Source organism: Natrialba sp. PRR66 (assembly GCF_034808065.1).
Classification (GTDB): domain Archaea; phylum Halobacteriota; class Halobacteria; order Halobacteriales; family Natrialbaceae; genus Natrialba; species Natrialba aegyptia.
The window spans coordinates 1-938 of the sequence record NZ_JAXHGN010000014.1 but is presented as its reverse complement, the minus strand read 5'-3'; the positions used below and the strand labels follow the sequence as shown (position 1 = coordinate 938).

Annotated in this window: 1 protein-coding gene; it reads right to left on the bottom strand. The window is 56.2% G+C overall.

The annotated features are described in order from the left end of the window. Positions 1–35 precede the first annotated feature (35 nt). Positions 36–860, bottom strand: coding sequence for an IS5-like element ISHvo1 family transposase (locus SM755_RS23295; RefSeq protein WP_248898295.1), 825 nt, complete (start codon positions 858–860; stop codon positions 36–38). Positions 861–938: the final 78 nt, after the last annotated feature.

Sequence of the window (938 nt, the reverse complement as noted above, 5' to 3'; positions counted from 1 at the left end):
GGCTCTGGTGAATCGCCATACAGCGGTTGATTTGGCTATGTTGCGGCACGCTTGATGTTATGAACGACACATTTCAAGACGAGTTCACGAAATTCTCGGTACCACGTTCGCGCACGCACGGCGTCGCCGTGCGTGCGCTTGATCGACGAGAAGACGGTCTCACACATCGATCTTTGACGGTATCGAGGCCCATCGACCCGCGCGTTATGCGCGTGGTCGATGGGCCGGAAGATGCGATGTTTAATCAACGGCCTTACGCCTTCTTCTCGTAGTTTTTCGCGTAATCGCATCCAGTCGTAGCCTTTGTCAGCGGCGAGGCTGTGCAGGTCGCCTGCGTTGCGGGAGGCGACCTGCCAGCCGAGTTGTGTGTCGTGGGTTTTCTCGGTCGTACAATGAACGTCTAGAACAGCTTGAGTTTGAGTATCGACGAGAGCCGTCGCCTTGAGTGTCTGAACGCGGTAATTCGTGCGGCGACAGTAGTGCTTGCTAGCGTTTTCGCGGTCAAAAAACGTGGCATCAATGGCGGCGTGACCCGAGGGGTCGTGCAGCTGCGCCGACAGGCGCAGCAGCACTCGCCAGACCTTCATCTGAAACCTATCAAACGCCTTAACGAGCGTCGAGTGATCAGGGAGATCGCCCTCTTCGAGGCCGATCTCCCCACAAATATGCGGCATTTCGCTCAGCAGATCCAATGCGTTGCGGTACGACTCATCAAGGTAAATCCGCAGACAGTGCAGCGATACGAGGGCGTAGTCGGCGAAGCCGCCACCCCCTTCGGGGGCGGCGACTTCGCCTCGGTCACCAACAACATTTTTAGCCAACGTGACTGCCTTCTTCGTGAAGCGGGAAATTTTCGACATAGATCATCGGCGGTTTCCCGCTTCATCTTCCAAATTCTACCGGTCGAAACCGACGCTGTCTAGTGATTCACCAAAGCC